The following is a 3,236-nucleotide window of genomic DNA, read 5'->3' as shown; positions in this document are numbered from 1 at the left end:
GAGGCCGGTTCGTGGCTGGCGCGGGTCCTGTCCGGTGCGGCCGGTGAGGACCAGGTGGCGGTCCGCGAGGGCGGCGCCTACGGCCGCCGACTGGTGCGCGACGCCTCCGCCCCCGGTGCCGCCCCGTCCGGTGAGGAGTGGCGGGCCCCCGCCTCGGCGCTGATCACCGGTGGCACCGGAGCGCTGGGCGCGCACGTCGCACGCTGGCTGGCCGGCCGTGGGGCCGAGCGGCTGGTGCTCACCGGCCGACGGGGCATCGAGGCCCCCGGTGTTCGCGAACTGGCCGCCGAACTACAGCAGTTGGGAACCACGGTGACGGTGGCGGCATGTGATGTCGCCGATCGCGAGTCCCTGGCAGCCCTGCTCGCCGAGCACCCGGTCGACGCGGTGTTCCACGCGGCGGGCGTCCTGGACGACGGCGTGGTGGAGTCGCTCACCGAGGAGCGGCTGGCCCGGGTGCTGCGCCCGAAGGCCGACGCGGCCGATCACCTCGACGAGCTGACCAGGGACTCGGACCTCTCGGCCTTCGTCCTCTTCTCCTCCGTCGCCGGTTCGGTCGGCGGCGCGGGGCAGGGCAACTACGCGGCGGCCAACGCCCACCTGGACGCCCTGGCCGAGCGCCGCCGCGCCCAGGGGCTTCCGGCCACCTCCATCGCCTGGGGCCCCTGGGCCGCCGGAGGCATGGCGACCGACCCGGCCGTCGAGGCCAGGATGCGGCTCGCCGGAATGTCGCCGCTGCGCCCCGACACCGCGTTCTCGGCGCTCGAACGGCTCCTGGCCGACGGGAGGCCCACGGCGACGGTCATCGACATCGACTGGGGACGGTTCGCGCCCGGCTTCACCTCGGCGCGTCCGAGCCCGCTGCTCGACGCGATCCCCGAGGCCGTGCGCACCGTGCCGCAGGACGGCCCGGCCGGATCCGGCTCCGGCTTCGCCGAGCGGCTGGCCGCCCTGCCGGTGCACGAGCGGGCGGACGCCGTCCTGGAGCTGGTGCGCACCCACGTGGCCGGCGTGCTCGGGCACGGTACGGCCGGGCGCATCGACGCCGAACAGGCCTTCAAGGACCTGGGGTTCGACTCGCTGACGGCGGTCGAACTGCGCAACCGGCTCGGCGCGGCCACCGGCCTCGCCCTGCCCGCCACCCTGGTCTTCGACCACCCGGCGCCGTCCGCGCTCGCGGACCACCTGCTGGCCGAGCTCACCGGCGGCCAGGGCGACACCGATCCCGAGGAGGCGAGGATCCGGCAGGCGCTGGCCACCCTGCCGTTCTCCCGGATCCGGGAGGCCGGATTGGTCGACGTACTGCTGAGGCTCGCCGGCCTCGAAGAGACGTCCTCGGCGCCCGCCGAGGACGCACCGGCCGCCATCGACGAGATGGACGCCGACGCGCTGATTCAGCTGGCCCTGGGCGACAACGGATCCTGAGCGATCCGCGGGAAAGTGTGGAACTGAGAAATGGTTGCATCGAACGACAAGCTGCTGGAAGCGCTGCGGACCTCGCTCAAGGAGACCGAGCGGCTGCGGGAACAGAACCGCCGGCTAGCCGACGCCTCCCGTGAGCCCATCGCGATCGTGGCGATGAGCTGCCGCTTCCCCGGCGGCGCGGACACCCCGCAGAAGCTGTGGGAGATGCTCGTCGCGGGCCGTGACGCCGTGTCCCCCTTCCCCACCGACCGCGGTTGGGACCTGGAGGCCCTGTTCGACGAGGACCCGGACGCGCCGGGCCGCTCGTACGTCCGCGAGGGCGGCTTCCTCCACGAGGCGGGCGAGTTCGACGCGGGCTTCTTCGGGATCTCGCCGCGCGAGGCGCTGGCGATGGACCCGCAGCAGCGGTTGCTGCTGGAGACCGCCTGGGAGGCCTTCGAGCGGGCCGGTGTCGACCCGACGGCCGTGCGCGGCAGCCGTACCGGCGTCTTCGTCGGCTCCAACGGCGGCGACTACGGCACCGTCCTGGTCGCCGGGCCCGAGGAGATCGACGGCTACCTCGCCACCGGCAACGCGGGCAGCGTGCTGTCCGGCCGGATCTCCTACGCCCTCGGCCTGGAGGGCCCGGCCGTCACGGTCGACACCGCCTGCTCCTCCTCCCTGGTCGCCCTCCACCTGGCCGCCCAGGCGCTGCGCAAGGAGGAGTGTTCGCTCGCCCTGGCCGGCGGGGTCACCGTGATGGCCAGCCCGACCACCTTCACCGAGTTCTCCCGGCAGCGCGGGCTGGCCCCGGACGGCCGCTGCAAGCCGTTCGCGGCCTCGGCGGACGGTACGGGCTGGGGCGAGGGCGTCGGCCTGCTGCTCCTGGAGCGGCTCTCCGACGCGCGGCGCAACGGGCACCGGGTGCTGGCCGTGATCCGTGGCTCGGCCGTCAACCAGGACGGCGCGTCGAACGGTCTGACGGCGCCCAACGGCCCGTCCCAGCAGCGGGTGATCGGCCAGGCACTGGCCGACGCCCGGCTCGCGCCCGAGCAGGTCGACGCCGTCGAGGCGCACGGCACCGGGACCATGCTGGGTGACCCGATCGAGGCGCAGGCGCTGCTCGCCACCTACGGCCGGGAGCGCCCCGAGGACCGTCCGCTGTGGCTCGGTTCGATCAAGTCCAACATCGGTCACACCCAGGCCGCGGCCGGCGTGGCGGGCGTCATCAAGATGGTGCTGGCGATGCGCAACCGGCTCCTGCCCAAGACCCTGCACGTGGACGAGCCCACCCCGCAGGTCGACTGGTCAGCGGGCGCGGTGTCGCTGCTGACCGAGTCCCGTCCCTGGAACGGGACGGGCGAGCCCCGTCGCGCGGCCGTGTCCTCGTTCGGCATGAGCGGCACCAATGCGCACGTCATCCTGGAGGAGGCCGAGGAGGCCGATTCGGCGTCCCAGGCCCCGGTCCCGGACGACGCGGTGCTGCCGTGGATCCTCTCCGCGAAGTCCGCCGAGGCGCTGCGCGCCCAGGCCCGTGAACTGGCCGCCTTCCTCGGCTCCGTTCCCGGTCCGGCGCTCGCCGACGCCGCCTTCTCGCTCGCCGCCACGCGCGCCCGCTTCGAACACCGCGCCGTGGTCGTCGCGGCGGGCCGGGACGGTGTCCGCGAGGCGCTGTCGGCCCTCGCCGCGGGCGAGCCGGCCGGCCCGCTCGTCGAAGGCCAGGCGCCCCACGCGGTGAAGCCGGTGTTCGTGTTCCCGGGGCAGGGGGCGCAGTGGGTCGGGATGGCGGTGGAGTTGGCGCGGGTGTCGCCGGTGTTCGCGGCGCGGTTGGC

The 3,236-nt window shown here is 74.6% G+C and carries 2 protein-coding genes; both read left to right on the top strand.

The features are described 5' to 3' along the window. Window positions 1-1,425 (top strand): beta-ketoacyl reductase (locus ACWCYO_RS40475; RefSeq protein WP_449787027.1); only part of this gene is annotated, 1,425 nt, incomplete at its 5' end. A gap of 30 nt (window positions 1,426-1,455) precedes the next feature. Then, the coding region (locus tag ACWCYO_RS40470) for a type I polyketide synthase (protein ID WP_449787026.1) at window positions 1,456-3,236 on the top strand (1,781 nt) is incomplete at its 3' end.

This window comes from Kitasatospora sp. NPDC001683 (assembly GCF_053596495.1).
The sequence above is the reverse complement of the archived record's forward strand: the minus strand, read 5'-3'. Positions and strand labels throughout refer to the sequence as shown.